This window comes from Streptomyces sp. 2114.4 (genome assembly GCF_900187385.1).
Taxonomy (GTDB): domain Bacteria; phylum Actinomycetota; class Actinomycetes; order Streptomycetales; family Streptomycetaceae; genus Streptomyces; species Streptomyces mooreae.
In genome coordinates this window covers 6,181,234-6,200,713 of the sequence record NZ_FYEY01000001.1, presented here as the reverse complement: position 1 = coordinate 6,200,713, position 19,480 = coordinate 6,181,234, and the positions used below count along the sequence as shown (strand labels likewise).

Sequence of the window (19,480 nt, the reverse complement as noted above, 5' to 3'; positions counted from 1 at the left end):
TCACGCCCAGGCTGCCCCCGGCACCGCGTCCCTCGCCACCGGACAGCTCATACAGCGCGGCCCTCCGCGTCCGCGCCCCAGCTCGCTCCCCGGAATCGTGATCACCTCGATGCCGCGCTTGCGGAGGAAGGTGTTGGTGGTGACATTGCGCTCGTACGCCACCACCACACCCGGCTCCACCGCCAGCACGTTGCAGCCGTCGTCCCACTGCTCGCGCTCCGCCGAGTGCACGTCCTGGGTCGCGGTCAGCACCCGGATGTCGGACAGGCCCAGCGCGGCCGCTATGGCGCGGTGCATATGCTCCGGCGGATGATCGGTGACCTTGAGGTCCTGGTCGCCCGAGCCCGGTTCGATGGTGTACGAGCGGAGCATCCCCAGCCCCTCGTACTGGGTGAAGGTATCACCGTCGATCATGGTCATGACGGTGTCGAGATGCATGAAGGCCCGGCGCTTGGGCATGTCGAGCGCCACGATCGTGCGCGCCGAACCCGCCGCGAACAGCCCCCGCGCCAGCAGCTCCACGGCCTGTGGAGTGGTGCGTTCACTCATGCCGATCAGCACCGCGCCACTGCCCATCACCAGGACGTCGCCGCCCTCGATGGTCGAGGGGAAGTCCGCCTGCCCCTCCGACCAGACATGGAAGTCCTGGTCACGGAAGAGCGGGTGGTGGCGGTAGATCGCCTCGTAGTGCACGGTCTCGCGCTGCCGGGCGGGCCAGCGCATCGAGTTGATCGAGACGCCGTCGTAGATCCAGGCGGAGGTGTCGCGGGTGAAGAGGTGGTTGGGCAACGGGCCCAGCAGGAAGTCGTCGAGATCCATCACATGGAAGCGCACCGAGGTCGGCTCGGCATGCCGTTCCAGGAACTCACGCTTGGTCATGCCGCCGACCAGCGCTTCCACCAGCTCCGGCACCGGCAGTTCCTCGAAGGCCGACCGCAGGTGGTCGGTGGCCAGCGGCCCGTACTCCTTCTCGTCGAAGACCCGGTCGAGGACCAGCTTCCGCGCCGCGGGGATCTGCAGGCTCTCGGCGAGCAGGTCCCCGAAGAGGTGCACCTCCACCCCCCGGTCGCGCAGCACGTCCGCGAACCCGTCGTGCTCGGCCCGCGCCCGGCGCACCCACAGCACGTCGTCGAAGAGCAAGGCGTCCTTGTTGGAGGGCGTGAGCCGCTTCAGCTCCAGATCGGGGCGGTGCAGGATGACCCGGCGCAGCCGCCCGGCCTCGGAGTCGACTTGGAATCCCATCCACCCATCTTGGCCGCTCGGACGGCCCGGCGGAGGGAGTCGGCGGATGTCGGGGCGCCCGGGGCAGGCGGCGGCGGGCGGCGTGACGGGCCGGGGGCGCTGACGAGGGCGCTCCTCCCCGGGGCCCGTACGCCGCATCGGCCCGTCTGCCGCCGCGGGTCCACCGGCCTACAACCGCGGGTCCACCGGCCTACAACCGCGGGTCCACCGGCTCCGACTCCAGCGCGAGCACCGCGAAGACCGCCTCGTGCACCCGCCACAGCGGTTCGCCGTCCGCCAGCCGGTCGAGCGCTTCCAGACCCAGTGCGTACTCGCGCAGGGCCAGTGAACGCTTGTGGCCCAGATGACGGATGCGCAGGCGCGCGAGGTTCTCCGGGCGGGTGTACTCCGGCCCGTAGATGATCCGCAGGTATTCGCGGCCACGGCACTTGACGCCCGGCTGGACGAGCCGTCCGTCGCCCTGCCGTACCAGCGCCTGAACCGGCTTGACCACCATGCCCTCGCCCCCGTCGGCGGTCAGCCGCAGCCACCAGGCGGTGCCGGCCGCGACCGACGACTCGTCCTCGGTGTCGACGATGATCCGCCGGGTCGCGGCGAGCAGGCCCGGCCGCTGCGGGTCGCCGTCGGCCGCCGCGCCGTCCTCCCGGGCCGTCACCACGGCCTCCGCCGCGACGATCCGGTCGATCAGCGCCAGCTGGTCGGTGTGGGGCAGCCCGGCGAGGCTGCGGCCCCGCACCGCGAGTATCTGGAACGGCGCGAGCCGGATACCGTCCGGCACACCGGTCCGCCCGGTGTGCGGCGCCTCCCCCGCATCCGAGGCCGAGGCCTGGGCGGACGCCGCGTCGCCCGCGTCCGGGGCCGGAGCGTGCGCGGTGCCCGGCACCTCGGTGGCATCCGCATACGGCACACCGGCGGCATCCGCGTCCGGCAGACCGGCGGGCCGTGCCGCCTCCGCCCCCACGCGCCAGCAGTAGCGCCGGTACGCCTGGGTGAAGGCGGCAGCGTCCAGGGCCCGGTCCCGCTGCCGGGCGAGCAGCGCGGACACCTCGACCCCTCGGGCGGCCGCCGCCTCCAGTGCGCCGAGCACGCCGGGGAACGCCGCTCCGGACGCCGCGCCCACGGCGGCGTACTGCTTGCGCAGCAGACCGGTCGCCTTCAGCGACCACGGCATCAACTCGGCGTCCAGCAGCAGCCAGTCGGTCTCCAGCTCCGCCCACAGCCCCGCCTCTTCGACACAGTCCCGGATCCGCCGCAGGATGCGCCCGGTCGTCTCCGGGTCGTCGAAGAACGGCCGGCCGGTGCGGGTGTACAGGGCGCCCGGCACCCCCTTCGGCACTCCGGTGGGGGTGCCTTGGCTGCCTTCGGGGCAGTGGGGGAATGCCTCGGCCACCGTCTCGTCACGGCATACCAGGACCACGGCACGGGAGCCCATGTGCTTCTCCTCGCACACCACTTCCCGCACCCCGTCCGCGCGGTACCCGGCGAATGCCTCCGCGGGGTGCTCCAGATAGCCGTCCTCCGCCGAGGTCGCACACGGCGCCATGGTCGGCGGGAGGTACGGCAGCAGCCGCGGGTCGATCGCGAAGCGGCTCATCACCTCCAGTGCGGCCGCGGCGTTCTCCTCCCTGACCGCGAGCCGGCCCATGTACCGGGTCTCCACGGTCCGCCGCCCCGCCACATCGTTCAGGTCGAGCGGACGGCCGTCCGCCCCGCCGGGCGCCTGGGTGGCGAGCGGTTTCGCGGGCTCGTACCAGACCCGCTCCGCGGGGACGTCCACCAGCTCGCGCTCGGGCCAGCGCAGCGCGGTCATCGCACCGCCGAAGACACAGCCGGTGTCCAGACAGAGGGTGTTGTTGAGCCAGTGGGCGCGCGGAGTGGGGGTGTGGCCGTAGACGACGGCGGCACGGCCGCGGTAGTCCTCGGCCCACGGGTAGCGCACCGGCAGGCCGAACTCATCGGTCTCGCCGGTGGTGTCGCCGTACAGCGCGAAGGAGCGCACCCGGCCGGACGTCCGGCCGTGGTACTTCTCCGGCAGCCCGGCGTGGCAGACCACGAGGCGGCCGCCGTCCAGGACGTAGTGGCTGACCAGACCGCGGAGGAACTCCCCGACGTCGGTGCGGAAGGCGGGGTCCTCCTTCTCCAGCTGCTCGATGGTCTCGGCGAGCCCATGGGTGGGCTGGACCTTGCGGCCCTTGAGGTAGCGGCCGAGCTTGTTCTCGTGGTTGCCCGGCACGCACAGCGCATGCCCGGCACCCACCATGCCCATCACCAGACGCAGCACTCCGGGGCTGTCCGGCCCACGGTCCACGAGGTCGCCGACGAAGACCGCGGCACGCCCCTCGGGGTGTACGGCGTCCACGGGCCGGCCGTGTCCGTCGCGCACCAGCGCATAGCCCAGCCTGCCGAGCAGGGTTTCCAGCTCGGAACGGCAGCCGTGGACGTCGCCGATGATGTCGAACGGTCCGGTGAGGTGCCGCAGGTCGTTGAACCGCCGCTCCGTGACGACCTCGGCAGACTCCACCTCCTCCGGCCCCCGCAGGACGTGCACCTTGCGGAAGCCCTCGCGCTCCAGATGCCGCAGCGAACGGCGGAGTTCCCGCTGGTGACGCTGGATGACCCGGCGGGGCAGGCCGGCCCGGTCGGCACGCGCGGCGTTGCGTGCGGCGCAGACCTGCTCGGGTACGTCCAGGACGATCGCCACCGGGAGTACGTCATGCTCCCGGGCCAGCCGCACGAGCTGGGCGCGCGCCTCGGACTGCACATTGGTCGCGTCCACGACCGTCAGCCGCCCGGCGGCCAGCCGCTTGGCCGCGATGAAGTGCAGCACCTCGAACGCGTCGCCACTGGCGCTCTGGTCGTTCTCGTCGTCGCTGACCAGCCCCCGGCAGAAGTCGGAGGAGAGGACTTCGGTCGGCCGGAAGTGCCGGGCGGCAAAGGTCGATTTTCCGGACCCGGTAGCTCCGACCAGCACCACGAGCGAGAGGTCGGGCACGGCAAGCCTGCGCCCCACAGGCGCGGGCCGCGGCTCCGGCCCCGGCGTCGGCTCCGCCTCCGGCCCGGACCGAGGCGGCGACTGTGGCCCGCGCTCCCGCTGGGCCCCGTCCCTCTGCCGGTCCTCGCGCGCGTGCCGCGCGTGCCGCTCTTCGTCTTCGTACTCCGTACGGCCGTCGTCCGTCATTCCCCGACCTCCTTCCCGGTCGCCGACGTGCTGCTGTCTTCACGGTTGCCGCTGCTTTCACGGTCACCGTCGCCTTGGCCGTTGCCGCCGCCTTCCCCGTGGATGCGGAAGTGCGCGAGCTGGGTGGGCGGGCCGACCTCGGGATCGTCCGGGCCCACCGGGGCAAAGCTCACCTCGTAGCCGTGCCGTGCGGCGACCTCCCCCGCCCACTGCCGGAACTCGTCCCGTGTCCACTCGAAGCGATGGTCCGCATGCCGGGCCTGGCCGGCCGGCAGTGACTCCCAGCGCACGTTGTACTCCACGTTCGGCGTCGTCACCACGACGGTCCGCGGCCGGGCCGACCCGAACACCGCATACTCCAGCGCCGGCAGCCTCGCCGGATCGACATGCTCGACGACCTCGCTGAGCACCGCCGCGTCATAGCCCTTCAGCCTGCCGTCGGTGTACGCCAGCGACCCCTGTACGAGGCGTACGCGCTCCGACTGCCGCTCGGGCATACGGTCCAGCCGCAGCCTGCGCCGCGCCTCGTGCAACGCACGCATCGACACGTCCACACCGACGATCTCGGTGAACTGCCCTTCCTTGAGCAGCGCACCGACCAACTGCCCCGGCCCGCAGCCCAGATCGAGCACCCGCGCCGCCTCGGCCGAGCGCAGCACCGTGAGAATCGCCTCCCGCCGCCGCACGGCGAGCGGCAGCGGCTTCTCCTCCGTGTCCGCCTCCTCGTCCACCGCGTTGTCGATCACCTCGGCGGCCATGTCGTCCGACTCGGCCAGCCGCTCCAGCTCCAGCCGCTCCATGGCCTGACGCGTGAGCGACCAGCGGCGCGCGAGGTAGCGTCCGACGATCAGCCGCTGCTCCGGGTGGTCCTCCAGCCAGCCCTCGCCGGCCCGCAGCAGCTTGTCGACCTCATCCGGCGCGACCCAGTAGTGCTTGGCGTCGTCCAGCACCGGGAGCAGCACATACAGATGCCGCAGCGCCCCGGCGAGAGTGCTCTCCCCTTCCAGGACGAGCCGTACGTAGCGCGAGTCACCCCACTCCGGGAACGTCTCGTCCAGTGGCAGGGGCTCGGCCTGCACAGTCCATCCCAGCGGCTCGAACAGCTTGCGCACCAACACCGCACCGCCCCGAGCAGGAAGCACCGGCACCTCGATACGCAACGGCATCCTGCGAGTGACCAGTTCGGGCCGCGCCGTGCACTGCCCCTTCATCGCGCTCGCGAAGACGCTCCTCAGCGCCACCGCCAGCAGCGACGAGGCCGCGTACGGCCGGTCGTTCACATACTGTCCCAGCGCCGAATCCGGAGCACCGCCCCGCCCCTTCCCACGGCCCCGTCGCACCAGGGCGATCGGATCGACCTCCAACAGCAGTGCGGCCGTGCACCGTTGAGCGTCGGCCTCGGGATAGAGGACGTGCGCGGTGCCGTGCGACGTCGAGAACTGCTGCGCCTTGTCAGGGTGCTTGTGCAGCAGGAATCCGAGGTCGGTCGCGGGACGGTCGGCGCTGCCGGTGGTGGATATCGTCAGGAACACGCGTCCGAGTATTGCCGCAGTACGCCACGATCCACACCGCTTTTCCGGCGGCGCCGCCCGGCCACGCCCGCTCAGCCGTCAGGTCAGCTGGGACTGCACCTGCGCGGAGATCAGCTCGAGGTGGTCGAGATCATCCAGGTCCAGCATCTGCAGGTAGACACGGGACGCCCCGATGGCGGCATACCGCCCGATCTTGTCGACGACCTCGGCGGGTGAGCCCGCAAGGCCGTTGGCCTTCAGTTCGTCCACGTTCCTCCCGATGGCCGCGGCCCGTCGTGCCACCTCGGCATCGCTCCTGCCGACGCAGGCCACGAGGGCGTTGGAGTACACCAGCTCATCGCCCTTGCGCCCGGCGGCTTCAGCGGCCGCCCGCACCCGTCCGAACTGGCGTTCGCTGTCTTCGAGCGAGGCAAAGGGGATGTTGAACTCATCGGCGTACTGCGCCGCCAGCCGCGGTGTACGCCTGGCACCGTGTCCGCCGATCAGCACCGGCACCTTGCCCTGGACGGGCTTGGGCAGCGCGGGCGAATTCTCCAGCTGGTAATAGGTCCCGTCGTAGCTGAACTCCTTTCCTGCCTCGGTGGCCCACAGGCCGGTGACAATCGCCAGCTGCTCTTCCAGCCGTGCGAACTTCTCCTTGGGGAACGGAATGCCGTAAGCCTTGTGCTCCTCCTCGAACCACCCGGCACCGAGGCCGAGTTCCACCCGGCCGTCGGACATCTGATCGACCTGCGCCACCTGGATGGCCAGCACACCCGGCAACCGGAAGGTGCCCGCCGTCATGAGCGTCCCGAGACGGATGCGCTTGGTTTCACGGGCCAGCCCCGCCAGGGTGATCCAGGCGTCCGTCGGTCCGGGCAGCCCGTCCGCATTGCCCATGCGGAGATAATGATCCGAACGGAAAAACGCGTCGAATGCAAGGTCCTCAGTAGCCTTGGCGACCTTCAGAAGACGGTCGTAGGAAGCCCCTTGCTGGGGCTCGGTGAAAATGCGTAGCTCCATACCTCCATCCTGCGCTCCGTACGGCGAACCAACCGTCGGAGACGCATTGATGCACCGGTCGGTTGATGCACCGGCGGGTTGTTGCACCAGCCGATTGTTGCGCCGGCTACTTGATCCGCAGGCCGTTTGTCGCGCCGGCCGGGACGAGCCGGATCAGGTGGGCCGTCCCTTGCCGGCACCGACGATGGCGACGAGGAAGAGGGCAGGCGACGAGGAACGATGTGGGCGGCCGGAACGATCCGGGCGATACGGACGCCGCGCGGAACGGGCGACGGGGTGGCGGGGCGGCCCCGGCTCGCAGGTCGGCGCGGGGGCAAACGGCGACCGACCGAGGAAGCGGGAGGGGGAAGGGGAAGGGGAAGGGCAGTGAACAGTGGGCGTGCAGTGACACTGGTCGACTTCTGCTTCTGCTTCTGCTTCTGCTTCTGCTTCTGCTTCTGCTTCTGCTTCTGCTTCTGCTTCTGCTTCTGCTTCTGCTTCAGGCAGGATTCCGGTCGCGCACCTCCAGCTTCTCCAGTATCCCGGCCACGCGGTCTCGCGCTTCGTCGGCCGTGTCCATCGCCTCGACGCACGTCCAGTACATCCCCTCCTCGTCAGCGAGCAGCACTATGCTCACCAGCGCTTCGCACACTTCCCGCAGCAGTCGGCACAGGCCGGTCAGCGCCTCCTTGACGTCCCGCACTTCGGACAGCTGAGCCGCCCGCAGCCCACCGGTGGCCGATGCCGGGCACAGCAGCCCCCCGCTGAACCGCCCGCCCGCGTCGCCCAGCCCTCGGGCTCTGGACCGCACTTCGTGCGGCCCGAATATCGCGAGATGGCTGCCGACCGCCTCCGCCAAGGCCTGCGCCTGCCACGCCTCGACGATCACTCCCTGCACCGTGTGCGCCTCGGCCAGACCGCGCCGGCTTGCCGCGATGATCCGCACCGCGTCCATCCGCTCCCCCTCCTTCCCTCATCACTCGTTCGCGTGCACCTTGCACTCTTTCCACTACCCAGAGTGAGGGTGAACACCCAAAAAAGCCAGGGGAATTCGCAAATCTGTGGACAAGCGAGACCATGTGGAAAGATCCATGACTCCGTAGAGTAACAATGGGCGACCTCGCCCCCCTCTCTTCCCGTGCACCTCAACACCCCCACCCTCCACACGTCCTGCACAAGTCACGCGAAACGTCCGAAGAGGGCACCGCAGGGAATGGTCAGCGTCTGCGGGGGCGGTGGGAGGAGCGGCGTCGGCCAGACTCCTGGCCCGCGCTCGCGTCCGGACCGAAACCAAAACCAGGACCGGCGCCAGGGCCGGGGCGAGACCGGGACCAGGCCGACACCAGCCCGGGAAGAAGCCAAGAACGCCGGTGGGCGGGAACCGGCACCCCGCCCGCCGGTTCCCGCCCACCTCTGACTTCCCGCCCCTCCTCGCGCGGCCCGCCCTCCGGCTGAGGCCACCCTCCCCGCTCGGCCCCCTACTCCTCCCCTTCCCGCGGGCGATCCGGCCGCGCCGAGCGGACCGCCGGGAACCGAGACTCATTGCGCTCGATCTTTGCGGCGAGCGCCGCCGCCGCGTCGACCCCCAGCGCCTCGCAGAACTGCAGCAGATACGCCAGGACATCCGCGACCTCGTCCTCGACCCGGCCGGCCTTCCGCGGATCCGACATCACCCTCGCCGATTCCTCCGGTGTCAACCACTGGAAGATCTCGACGAGTTCAGCAGCTTCGACGCTCAGCGCCGCGGCCAGATTCTTGGGCGTGTGGTACTGCTGCCAGTCCCGTGCGGCCGCGAACTCGGCCAGTCGTCGCTGCAGCGCCTGAAGATCCTCACTCATGCCCCCAGGTGTAGCACCTGTACGCCGGGCAGCCCGTCGGCGACCGAGGGATCCCGCACCGTCCCCAGCAACCGCACATGTCCGCGCTCGGTCATCCGGACGGCCAGCGACACCAGCTCACGGGCCTGCCTGCGGTCCATACAGCGATCCATCCCGTCCGCCATCACCGTCATCTGCTGATGGGCCGACGGGACCTCCCCGACCGGATCCATGGCCAGTACGTCCGGCCCGGTGAGCAGCACCAGTGCCAGGGCGAGAAACCGCAGCTCACCATCGCCGAGCTGCTCGACGGGCAGCTCCCCCAGTTCACCCCGGTCCAGCACGGCCCGCACACCCGCCGGGCCCCCCGCCGCGTCCCCGGCCCCCTGTACGCCGTGCGACCCGGTGGAGCCACCGCGTCCCACCGCCGCAGGAGCGCCGCCCGGCCCCTCTCCCGTCCCGCCCGGCTGCCACGGCACCGCACGCAGCCCCTCGACGGGACCGGCACACGCCCCCCGCACCGCCGCGACCAGCACCGCATGCCGCCGCGCACACTCCCGGCTCGTCCGCTGCAACACCATGGGCAGGTTGTCGCAGGACGACCGCAGCCTCCCCTCGTCCCGCGGCTCCCCCGCCTCACGGCCCCAGCCGCCCGCCTCACCACCGCTGGTCTTGCGTGCCCGCGCACCCCAGGCCCCCACAGCTCCTCCGGCAGCGCCCGCCCCGCTGGACCCCCTCGCCCTCGCCGTCGCGCTCACCGCTTTCCCGCGCCCGGCTCCCGCGCCGCCCCCGCGCGCCCCGGCGGCACGTCCGGCACGCCCGGCACCAGGCCCCCCGCCCTCCGTACCCCGTCCGTCACCCTCACCGGCCACACCCGTACCGCCCGCCCCCGCTCCCCGCATGACCTCCGGTCGCGGGTCACACACGAAAGCCGAGCGCAGTGCGACCACGACCTGCTCCGCCGCGGCCAGCACCAGCCGCTGCCCCGCCGTTTTGCCCGCGACGCGCAGCGGCAGCAGGGAGGTGCCCAGCCGGTCGTCGGGCAGCGGCGCGCGGGTCACGGGAGTCGCACCCGCCGTGTGCCAGGCAGCCTGGACGGCCGGACGGGTGGGGTCGGTGAGTGCGGTGGTCAGCAACGTCTCGCCGCCGCCGGTCAACCGCTCGCCGACGATCCGCAGTTCGGGCTCGGCCTGGACGGCGAGATCGAGGCTGACGGGGCCGGCCGGGCCGTCGACCGTGCAGCCGATGCGGAAACCGCGCCGCCCCTGTTCGTCGGGGTGCGCCCCGGCCGGCACACAGGCCGCAGGGCTGCCCGCCACCTCCCCCACCGCCCGTGAGAGCGATTCCCCGCTGCCGAGCCGGGCGAGGATTTCGTACGCCTGCAGCGCACTGGACTTGCCGCTGCCGCTCCCTCCGCTCAACAGGGTCAGCGGGGAGAGCGGCAGGGTGACGCCGCGATGGGACTTGAAGGCGGACAGCCGTAACTCCGTGACCGCCGGTCGCACACTGTCGGAATGCATGAAGGGACGCTATGCAGCGCCCGGCCGGAGAACCGTTACGTCCAACAGCTCTTCCTACGAACGGGGGACACTGCCCGCCACCTCTTCCGCGACCTCGGTGCCGGTCGGCGCCAGCAGGAAGACATTGGTGTCCACGCGGTGCATCCCGCTGCCGAGCCCGAAGACGACTCCGCTGGAGAAGTCCAGGATGCGCTTGGCGACATCGGCGTCGGCGCTGCTGAGGTCCAGCAGGACCGGGAGCTGCGCCATCAGGTACTCGGCGACCTCACGGGCGTCCGCGAAGGTCTGGACGCGAAGGACGATGAACCGCCGCGCCTCCTCGGCCGGCTCCTCCTCGGGGAGGGCGCGGTGGTCGGGCCAGGAGGGCCACTCACTGCTGCCGCGGAGCGGGACGACCTCGGCCAGCCCTTCCCACTGCTCGTCGGTGGCATCGGGGCCGTTCACCGAATCACCTCGTCCGGGAGAGTGTTGGCTGTCTGCGGTATCTGCATCGCGCAATTCTAGGGATAAACACACAAACCTCGGCGGACGTGACACACGGCGCGCACGCCCCGGTCCATCCTGCACCATGCCCGATGACCTGTTCCGACATCCGCGACAGATATCCTCCGTCGAGATTCTGTGTGCCCGTTCATCCCCGTGTGACGGAGGTTGGTGCTGTCGTGGGGTCCGAGCCTCCCGGTCGTCGGCCGCGTGGCCTGCGCGGCCTGCGCAAGCCCGCCAAGAAGCGCCCCGCCGGGCCCACGCCCGCCGGGCCCACGGACGATTCCGACGCGGCGGCGGGGCCCCCTGCCGAGGCCGCCGGCAGCATCATCAATGCCGTCCTCTACCGTGACGGCCGCCGGATCGGCACCCATGACACGCTCGCCGAGGCCTTCCGGCAGCAGCGCGCCACCTCCGGCACTCTTGCCTGGATCGGCCTGCACCGCCCCAGCCGCGACGAACTTCTGGCCCTGGCAACGGAGTTCGACCTCCACCCCCTCGCCGTCGAGGACGCCCTGGAGGCCCACCAGCGCCCCAAGCTGGAACGCTACGGCGGCACTCTCTTCGTCGTCCTGCGCGCCGCGCGCTATCTCGACGACCCGGAGGAGGTCGACTTCGGCGAGCTGCACGTCTTCGTCGGCCGCGACTTCGTGCTCACCGTGCGGCACGGCGGCGCCCCCGACCTCTCGGCCGTACGCGCACGCATGGAGGACACCCCCGAACTCCTCAAGCGCGGCCCCGAGGCCGTTCTCTACGCCATCCTCGACGCCGTCGTCGACGGCTATGAGCCGGTCGTCGCCGGCGTCCAGAACGACATCGACGAGATCGAGACCGAGGTCTTCGGCGGCGACCCCCGGGTTTCCCGACGCATCTACGAACTCTCCCGTGAGGTGGTCGAGTTCCAGCGCGCCACCCGTCCGCTCAACGGCATGCTGGAGGGCCTGACCGCGGGTTTCGAGAAGTACGCCATCGACGAGGAGCTGCGCCGCTACCTGCGCGACGTGGCCGACCACGCACTGCACACCACCGACCGCGTGGACGGCTTCCGGCAGGCCCTGCAGGACATCCTCGCCGTCAACGCCACGCTGGTGAACCAGCAGCAGAACGCCGAAATGCGGGCCCTGGCCGAGGCCGGTTTCGAACAGAACGAGGAGATCAAAAAGATCTCCTCATGGGCGGCGATCCTCTTCGCACCCACCCTGGTGGGCACCATCTACGGCATGAACTTCGCCCGCATGCCGGAGTTGCACTGGGCGTTCGGATACCCCTTCGCCATCGTCCTCATGGCGATCGTGTGCACCAGTCTGTACTTCGTCTTCAAGCGGCGGGACTGGCTCTGAGCAACCGTCGTGAGACGAGGTCCCGTGAGGCAGTGCAGCCCAGGCTCCGCCCGGCAGCTGTACGAGCGCCACGGGTCCACTGTGGAGGTTCAGGACCCGATCGGCATCTACATGACGCGAATGCCGGCCGCCGGCGCCCTCGGAACGTCACCAGGGCGGTCACGGACGTCGGCCGGCCAACGATCACCGGCCGCACCATCGGCTGGACCACCACCGAGCAGGTGAGCAAAGGCGGCACGACGACGGTGTGGCGCTTTGCCTCGCGCTGGACGACGTCGGCGAGCGCCCGGGCCGCTGTCCTTGGGCATCTGGTCGGGGCGCGGCGTCGTACGTCGGCGGCGATCGCGCGGGTGTGACCGGTCAGGTGGAGGGCGATCTGCTCGCGCGTTCGGCGAGCGTGTCCGGGCCGGCCCCGGGCGAGGACGGCAGGAGGGCAGGCCGGGTTGTAGGCCGTAGTTGACGACGCCCGGGACTGGTCCCGGCCGGAAAAGAACACGACTGCAGCACACCCCTGCGGCACAAAGCTGCCTTTCCGAGAGTTGCCGAAACGTCACTCCTGAAGGCACCCCTGGATAACTGGCCTCAAACGCTTTCCACTTGAAATAACCAGATGGAGATAAATATAGAAGGATGGTCAATCGGGGCGGCGCGTCACACATATCCTGTGTACCGCGAGTTCCTGGACAGGACGACACCCGCGCTCCGCGGCAACCGCCGCTTCGACAGTTCAGCGACAGGCGACCGACCAATTCAGCAACCGCCCGTTGACCGTCGTATGGGCGGCTGACTCGCGCAACCACCTGCCCCTCTTAGATCCGAGCGATTCCCGAGACATTTGGGGCCTGGCGGCGATCCCCACTTGCAGCGGTTTCGCTCAGAATCGGACATCGAATGATTACCGAACACTCCGATACGCATCTCACGGCACGGCCGGCCAACGACGACTACCGGCTGGGTACCGAGGCCTACACCGATGAGCAGCGGACCGCGGTCCTTGCCAAGTTGGAGGGGTACCTGGGCGGGCAGCGGGAGCGTCTTCTGGGTTACCAGGTGAACCTGTCGCTCGACGGCCACGCCGCGCTGGGTCGTTTCCTGGGCTACCACATCAACAACATCGGGGACCCGTTCGTCGACAGCAACTACAGCCTGCACTCGCGGTGGCTGGAGCGGGCGGTTCTCGAGCACTACGCCCGCCTGTGGCACGCCCCGCTGCCCGAGGACCCGGCCAGTCCTGGGGATAAGGACGGGTGGGGATACGTGCTGTCCATGGGCAGCACCGAGGGCAACCTGTACGCCATGTGGAACGCCCGTGACTACCTGGACGGCAACGCCCTGGTGCGTGACGAGGTCTCCGGCGATGCCAGCTGCCGCACCAGCTACCTGCGGGCCAAGCACCCCGACGACAACCCCAACGCCTACATGCCGGTAGCGTTCTTCTCGCAGGAGACCCACTACTCGCACATCAAGGCGATGCGGGTGCTGGACATCCCGACCTTCTACGACCTGGGCGGCAGCCTCTACCCGGGCGAGTGCCCCATCGACGTGGACGGCACCGGCATGCAGACGTACAACGGGTGGCCGCTCGGCGGAGTCCCGACCACCGGCGGCGACGAGGGTCCGGGCACGGTCGATGTCGACGCCTTGGTGGCCCTCGTGGACTTCTTCGCCGCCAAGGGCCACCCCGTCCTGGTCAACTTCAACATCGGCAGCGTCTTCAAGGGCGCCTACGACGACGTTCAGGGCGCCTGCGAGCGCCTGCGACCCGTCTTCGAGCGGCACAGCCTCGTCGACCGCACCGTGCGCTTCGACCCCGACGACCCCACCCGGGTCAGCATCCGCAACGGGTACTGGATCCACGTCGACGGAGCCCTCGGCGGGGCCTACGCCCCCTACCTGGAGAAGGCCCGCGACAGCGGACTCATCGAGACCGCGCCGCCGGTCTTCGACTTCCGGATCCCCGAGGTGTCCTCGATCGTCACCAGCGGACACAAGTACCCCGGCGCGCCCGTCCCCACCGGGATCTACATGTCCCGCGCGGGATCCAAGCTGCGCCCGCCGTCCGACCCGGCGGTCGTCTCCTCTCCCGACAGCACCTTCGCCGGCTCCCGCAGCGGCTTCGCCTCCCTGGCCATGTGGAACCACCTCGCCCAATTCAGCGAGGAGCAGCAGGTGCGACAGGCCGCCGAGGTCCTGCGGATCGCCGAGTACACGGCCGAACGCCTGCGCCGGCTGAGCGAGCAGTTGCGGGAACGCGGTGAGCCCTGGGCCGAGGACGGTATCGAGGTCGGTCACGGCGATCACGCGCTCAGCGTCTGGTTCCAGCAGCCGCGGGCTGAGATCACGCAGAAGTACTCGCTGGCCTGCGTGCCACTCAATCTCGGTGGACTCCGCCACGACTACAGCCACGTCTACGTCATGCCGCACGTCACCCAGGAGTTGATTGACGAACTCCTCGAGGACCTCGCCAAGCCCGGAGCATTCGACCGTTCCGCGGACAAGGACGCGCAGCGGCCCCCACTTCCCCACCAGCGCTGACCCGCAGGCGGGCAGCCGGACCGCAATCGCCCGCCCGCCTCCTGGCGATGTTGCCCCGTATGTTCCCGCGTGCGGGGCAACTGGCCCAGGGCGCAACCCTGGGCCCGTCACTGCCCCTGGCTGCCGGCAGCCTCCGCTTCGACCAGGCTTGGCGGCGAACCTCTTCGCACCCACCCTGGTGGGCACCATCTACGGCATGAACTTCGCCCGCGTGCCGGAGTTGCACTGGGCGTTCGGATACCCCTTCGCCATCGTCCTCATGGCGATCGTGTGCACCGGTTTGTACTTCGTCTTCAAGAGGCGGGACTGGCTCTGAGTCAGGCGCTCCAGCCTCCGAGGTCTGCTTCCAGGAGCACCGGCCGTCGCAGGGTCAAGAAGATTGTCCTGTGGGTAGCGCTTGCCGCCTGCCTCGCGTTCTCCATCGTCGTCCTCGTCGGGCTGGTGCAAGGCTGCTACGTGATGGACCACCCGCCCGGCGGCTGGCGCCAGGACAACTCAGCCACCTGCGTGCACCGCGGGCAGCCCTCGGCAGAGAACCAACAGCCGGCCGCGCGCCCAAGCAGGCGAACGCCGCGCCGGCCTCGGCGGGTCGGGGTCGGTGGGCTCACGTCACGCCCGGCGGCGGCCTGCGACTCCCGTGGACCGACGCACGGCACGGGTCACCTGCGGACCAGGTACGCGAGGGTTGCCGTCGGCGGTCGGCCAAGCGGCGCGAAAAGCGGGTGATAGGTTCTCAACAAGCGTTTATTTTTGAGCAGTCGGCCGTGAAACCCGCGGCGAGGCCCACTCCGTGGCGCCTGCACCGCTTCGTGGAGAGCGAGCATCATGCGCATCCTCATCACCGCACAGGCAATCTATTCGCACCTCGCACCCCTGGTACTGCCGGTGGCGGAGCGAGCCCAGGAGGCAGGCCATGAGGTGGCCGTCGCCACGGGGGCCGACGTCGTCCAGCACATAGAGGAGCGCGGGCTCACCGCGCTGACGTTGCCCCATATGCCGTCGATGGGCGAGGCACTGCGGGACGGCACCATCCCGCCCCCGCCGGGCATCGAGAAGGTCGGCTCCGTGACCGTGGAGCTGGCGCCGGAATTCTTCGCCGCGGCCTTCGTCGGGCACCTTGCCGCGGCCAGCGTCCCCGACCTCCTCGATGTGGCGAAGAGCTGGCGACCGGACCTGATCCTCCATGAGTCGACCGAGTACGGCGGCTATCTGGCGGCGGAAATCCTCGGCATCCCACACGGCGCTCTGGACATCGGGCCGATGGCGCCCTACGCCCACCCCGCCGTGACGGAGGAGCTCAACCGGCAGCGGGAGAAATTCGGCCTGGCACCGGTTACCGACGCCTGGCACCCGTTCCGCGCCTTCCGCGCCGGAGTCATTCCGGAGGACTTCTACCCCACGGACAGCAGGCTGCCCGGCGCCCGCTACTACCAGGTCCCCGCCGGGGCGGCGCAGGGAGGTCTCGATCCGGAGATCGCCGGACTCGACACGGACCGGCCGCTCGTCCTCGCCACCCTCGGCTCGAACGCTACCCGGCTTCCCGGCGGCGCCCACACGCTGCTGGACACCATCATCGAGGCCCTAGGAGAGCTGCCGGTCACCGGTGTCGTGGCCCTGGGGGCCGACCGCGACCCGAAGCAGTGGGACGGACCGCGCCGCGACAACGTCCATCTGACCTCGTTCGTCCAGCAGGAGCTGCTGCTCCGGTCCAGCGATCTGTTTCTCACGCATGCCGGCTTCAACGGCACCCGGGAGGCGCTGGCAGCCGGAGTCCCCATGGTGGCCGTACCGCTGTTCGCGGAGCAGTCCCACAATGCCTCCCGGCTCGAGCAGTTGGGCGTCGGTATCCGGATGAACGTCCAGGACGTGACACGCGATGCGCTGGCCGCGGCGCTGCGCAACGTTCTCGATGACCGCTCCTACCGGTCCCGCGCCCAGGGACTCCAGCGCCGGTCCCACGCTCTTCCGGACCTCGGCCGGCTGGTGGAGGATGCGGCGGCGCTGGCCGCCTGAGCCGGACGGCTCTCGCCCGTACACCACCACCACGTGGTGACGGTTCCGCCGCACCGTTCCGTCTCGCTCCGGCCGCTGGGACAGGCTCCAGCGGCCGGAGCGGGAGGGCGGTGCGGGCCGACGCTCCCCGTGCGCCGGCGTCCGCTCCTCCCCCGCGGAACCTTGCGGTCCGCCATTCCCGCTACGAAGCTTTCCGATCCGCCGTCCCTCTGCGAAGCTTTCCGATCCGCCGTTTCCAAGGCCCCGGCACTGTCCGGAGGTACTTGTAGCATCAGGACCGGCACCGGAAAGGGGACCGACTTTGACCTGCGCCGATGCAGCGACGAATGCGCCCGGACAGGCCGCGCGGCGCACGTCCGGTTCCGGAGACCCGGCCGCGGAGGCAGCCCTTCCGGAGCGCAAGGGCGAGCGCACACGTCGGCGCATCCTGACGGCCGCACGGCGGAAGTTCGCGGAGGTCGGCTACGAGCGCGCGACCATCCGCGCCATCGCGGCCGAAGCCGACGTGGACAAGTCCTCCGTGATCCAGTACTTCGGCAGCAAGCAGGCCCTGTTCCGCGAGGCCGTCCACTGGCGGATCCCCCACGACGAACTCACCACCAGCGACCCCGGCCACACGGTGGAGAACCGCCTGCGCGGCATGCTGGACACCTGGGCGGCGGATCCGGACGGCCCCATGGCGGTGCTTCTGCGGACGAGCATGACGAGCGACGAAGCGGCAGAACTGCTGCGCCGGCACATGACCGCGGAGGTCACCGATCACATCGCGGCCACCATCGATGCCCCCGATGCCCGACTGCGTGCCGCACTGTTCAGCGCGATCATGATGGGGGTCGCCGCCCAGCGCTATCTGCTGCACCTGCCCGACCTGGCCGAGGCGGACGTGGAGGACATCGTGCGGATCACCACTCCCCTGCTCCGCAGTCTCGTCGCTCCGGACGCCTGAGCCACTTCCACTCCACGGTCAGCCCACTCCGCCGTCAGCCACATCCGTGAGACCCATCCGCCAAATCCGTCCGACAGGCCCATCCGTCAGCCCCACGCCTGGCCCGCGAGGAGGCCCGCGACTCCGCATTCTTGTGGCGGCGCCGAGGGGGCCCGGGAGGCGGCGCCGGCGTTATCGCCTGCGGAGCAGGGTGATCCCGTCCTCCTCGGCGACCTGGACGTAGCCATGGGCACGGTAGAGGCGCATCATGCGGTGGGTCCGCTCCACCGGGCAGGGGGTTTTGACGGTCGGGTCGTGGCGGTCCGAGACCACCCAGCGCGGCGGATGCGCCGGGAGGGCGGTCGGCGCGGCGGGATCGGGGCCGGTGCCGAAGCAGACCAGGCTGACGGTGGTTCGTCCGGTCAGCATCGGCGCCAGGCGGTTCGAGGCGGCGACGGTGTCCCCGTCGGGTATCCGCTTCAACAACCGTTCCGCCGTACGGACATGCGCCGGGGCTCGCCAGGCCGAGGGGAGGACCAGGTCGTGGAGCGGATAGACCGCGGCCGTGACGGCGGTGAAGGCGGCGGAGAAGGCAAGGACCTTACGGCGTCTGGGGGGCGGCACGATATCCGGCCGCCGGTGCAGCACATCGATGAGACCGGCGAATATGAGCGGCATCAGGATCGCGTTGTAATGGAAATTCGGCTGCCAGTAGTGCTCGTTGCCGGCCAGCAGCCGCCACGCGAGAGTGGGTACGCACAGCAGCGTCAGCGGGGACCGCAGGCCGAAGAATGCGGTGGGCGCGGCGAGCATGAACAACAGCAGCCACTTCATCGGCGGCCAGAACACATGAAGTCCGGCGGCCGCAAGAGCGGCGAAGCTGCCCGACGAGGAGGCCGCCTCACCCGGCATCTGGTGCCAGTAGTCGAAGCCACCGCGGGGATTCATGGCAGGCAGAAGAACGAGGATTTCCACCGCTGTGCCCGCCACGCCGAGAAATGCCACGGCAACGCCGAGCAGGACGGGGTAGCGTCGCCGCTCCGCGGGGTGGTGAGCCCGGTCCTCGGGCTCGTGACACCGGTCCTTGGATTGCTGACGCCGGTCCTTGGATTGCGGACGCCGTTCCCTTGAACCGGGACACAGTTCCGGGGAATTGTGCCGCCACTCGCGCACCCCCTGCCATGCGATATAGCTCCCGATGGCGGCGAGCGTGAGCCCGAGGTCCTCTTTCACGAAGAGCAGCGGGAGCGCCCACGCTGCCGCCGCCCCCCAGCGACGCCGTCCGAGGGCGGTCACGCTGAAGGCGAGAAGCGGGACCGCGAAGCATATTTCGTGGAAGTCCTTGGCGACTCCCGCGACGAGCCCCCAGGAGGCGCCCAGTCCGCAGCCCACCACCAGGCCCGTGACCGGTCCGACAGCCCGGTGTGCCCAGCGGGTGAGCGGAAAGCAGGCGAGTGCCATCAGCGCGGCCTGCACCACGAGCAGCGTCACGGCACTGGGGAAGAGCCGGTAAAAGGGGGCGATGAGCACCAGGATGGGGTGAAAGTGGTCTCCGAGGAGGTGAAAACCCGGTCCCTTGAGTTCCACGACGGGAGCCCGGCCGTGCGCATAAGCACGAATCGCCTGCTCGAATATCCCCAGGTCGTAGCCGGCATTGAGCATGCGGTCGTTCCGCAGCACCGACACCACGGTGTACAGCACGAAAAATACCGCGGTGACCGTCCACCCCATGGCCCACGGGCCAGGTAGGCGCCGTCCGAACGCGGGGCCGAAGTACGGGACTTGGCGGTCCGAGGGTATTCGGGTGAACCACGCGCCCCTGGTCCGTTCCGCCGTTTCCACCATCGCACCCACCGTCATCGACTCGCCAAAAGGAACACGATGCACTGCCCCGGGGGAGAGCGGGGGCGATGT

At 70.1% G+C, this 19,480-nt stretch carries 13 protein-coding genes and 1 pseudogene; 5 read left to right on the top strand and 9 right to left on the bottom strand.

Going from position 1 to position 19,480, the window contains the following annotated elements; all coding sequences use genetic code 11:
- The 8 genes from CFW40_RS27300 to CFW40_RS27260 form a co-directional block, all read right to left on the bottom strand.
- The gene (locus CFW40_RS27300; protein ID WP_088800502.1) at positions 1–1,242 is read right to left on the bottom strand and encodes an arginine deiminase; all 1,242 of its coding nucleotides are present in this window, start codon (positions 1,240–1,242) and stop codon (positions 1–3) included.
- A 190-nt stretch (positions 1,243–1,432) separates the two neighbouring features.
- On the bottom strand, positions 1,433–4,420 hold the full coding sequence (locus CFW40_RS27295; protein ID WP_256331272.1) for a polynucleotide kinase-phosphatase: 2,988 nt from the start codon (positions 4,418–4,420) through the stop codon (positions 1,433–1,435).
- Positions 4,417–5,952 (bottom strand): 3' terminal RNA ribose 2'-O-methyltransferase Hen1, encoded by a 1,536-nt coding sequence (locus CFW40_RS27290; RefSeq protein WP_088800501.1) that lies wholly within the window; start codon positions 5,950–5,952, stop codon positions 4,417–4,419. Before CFW40_RS27290 ends, CFW40_RS27295 begins: the two co-directional genes overlap by 4 nt.
- Positions 5,953–6,030: 78 nt before the next feature.
- Positions 6,031–6,954: an LLM class F420-dependent oxidoreductase gene (locus CFW40_RS27285; protein ID WP_088800500.1), complete on the bottom strand. Its 924-nt coding sequence runs from the start codon at positions 6,952–6,954 to the stop codon at positions 6,031–6,033.
- A gap of 478 nt (positions 6,955–7,432) precedes the next feature.
- Positions 7,433–7,888, bottom strand: coding sequence for a DUF6099 family protein (locus CFW40_RS27275; protein WP_088800498.1), 456 nt, complete (start codon positions 7,886–7,888; stop codon positions 7,433–7,435).
- Between the two features lie 523 nt (positions 7,889–8,411).
- Positions 8,412–8,771 (bottom strand): nucleotide pyrophosphohydrolase, encoded by a 360-nt coding sequence (locus CFW40_RS27270; protein ID WP_088800497.1) that lies wholly within the window; start codon positions 8,769–8,771, stop codon positions 8,412–8,414.
- Positions 8,768–10,270, bottom strand: coding sequence for a biotin transporter BioY (locus CFW40_RS27265; RefSeq protein ID WP_088800496.1), 1,503 nt, complete (start codon positions 10,268–10,270; stop codon positions 8,768–8,770). Before CFW40_RS27265 ends, CFW40_RS27270 begins: the two co-directional genes overlap by 4 nt.
- A 54-nt stretch (positions 10,271–10,324) precedes the next feature.
- Positions 10,325–10,714 carry a cell division protein SepF gene (locus CFW40_RS27260; RefSeq protein ID WP_088800495.1) on the bottom strand — a complete coding sequence of 130 codons (390 nt, stop codon included), beginning with the start codon at positions 10,712–10,714 and terminating at the stop codon, positions 10,325–10,327.
- Between the two features lie 218 nt (positions 10,715–10,932).
- Between CFW40_RS27260 and CFW40_RS27255 the strand changes: the two genes are divergently transcribed.
- From CFW40_RS27255 to CFW40_RS27230, 5 genes and pseudogenes are all read left to right on the top strand, one after another.
- Entirely contained in the window at positions 10,933–12,093 is a 1,161-nt protein-coding gene (locus CFW40_RS27255) for a magnesium and cobalt transport protein CorA (RefSeq protein ID WP_088800494.1), read from the top strand.
- A gap of 891 nt (positions 12,094–12,984) precedes the next feature.
- A complete protein-coding gene (locus CFW40_RS27245) occupies positions 12,985–14,628 on the top strand; it encodes a pyridoxal-dependent decarboxylase (protein ID WP_088800492.1) in 1,644 nt (547 codons plus the stop codon).
- 151 nt (positions 14,629–14,779) lie between these two features.
- A pseudogene (locus CFW40_RS27240) lies at positions 14,780–14,944 on the top strand (Loki-CTERM sorting domain-containing protein); the annotation flags it as partial.
- Between the two features lie 509 nt (positions 14,945–15,453).
- Positions 15,454–16,641: a glycosyltransferase gene (locus tag CFW40_RS27235; protein ID WP_176956376.1), complete on the top strand. Its 1,188-nt coding sequence runs from the start codon at positions 15,454–15,456 to the stop codon at positions 16,639–16,641.
- 301 nt (positions 16,642–16,942) lie between these two features.
- Positions 16,943–17,587 (top strand): TetR/AcrR family transcriptional regulator, encoded by a 645-nt coding sequence (locus CFW40_RS27230; protein ID WP_088800491.1) that lies wholly within the window; start codon positions 16,943–16,945, stop codon positions 17,585–17,587.
- Between the two features lie 171 nt (positions 17,588–17,758).
- On the opposite strand, the gene CFW40_RS27225 is transcribed toward CFW40_RS27230, so the two are convergent.
- Positions 17,759–19,297, bottom strand: a complete 1,539-nt coding sequence (locus CFW40_RS27225; RefSeq protein WP_256331273.1) for a DUF2079 domain-containing protein — start codon at positions 19,295–19,297, stop codon at positions 17,759–17,761.
- Positions 19,298–19,480: the final 183 nt, after the last annotated feature.